Annotated in this window: 1 protein-coding gene; it reads left to right on the top strand. The window is 49.5% G+C overall.

Annotated elements, in window-relative coordinates; translation table 11 throughout:
* Positions 1-5: 5 nt before the first annotated feature.
* On the top strand, positions 6-641 hold a 636-nt coding region (locus tag B3G15_RS00985), incomplete at its 3' end, for a metallophosphoesterase (RefSeq protein ID WP_290714520.1).

Raw genomic sequence — 641 nt, 5'->3', positions numbered from 1 at the left:
GGCTTATGCGTAAACGTACACGCTGGCTGTTATCCCTTGGCGTCCTCGCCTTAGGAAGCTGGTTTTTATATCGTGAAAACAACATCATCGATGTCTCACAGGTGACGGTGGCGTCCAGCCGTTTACCGGAAGCGTTTAACGGATATCGTGTCGTGCAGGTCGCAGATTTACATGGCAAGGCGTTCGGGAATGAACAACAACGATTACTGAAAAAAATCAATCAGGCAGAACCAGACCTCATTGTCATGACTGGTGATTTGATTGACTCGAGACGAAACGGTGAAGAAGCTGCCCTTACACTCATGAAAGCACTCGTCGATCGATACCCGGTCTACTTCGTCACCGGGAATCATGAGGTTCGACTCAATCTAACGATTTTGCCAAAGCTTGAACAACTAGGTGTCACCGTTCTCCGGAATGAATCGCGCGTCATCGAATACCAAGGTCAATCGTTTTCGTTACTCGGTATCGATGACCCGACGACGACACGATGGCGCGAAGGACTGTCGGAACCGGATGGGATTCGTCAAAGTCTCGATCAAGCACTGCAAGACGTGTCACCTGATGCGTTTCAGCTCTTGCTTGCGCATCGTCCGGAATATAAATCCTTGTATGCCGAGCGTTCCGTTGATCTCGTCTTA

The organism is Exiguobacterium sp. UBA1053 (assembly GCF_002316465.1).
Lineage (GTDB): Bacteria > Bacillota > Bacilli > Exiguobacteriales > Exiguobacteriaceae > Exiguobacterium_A > Exiguobacterium_A abrahamii.
The sequence above is the reverse complement of the archived record's forward strand: the minus strand, read 5'-3'. Positions and strand labels throughout refer to the sequence as shown.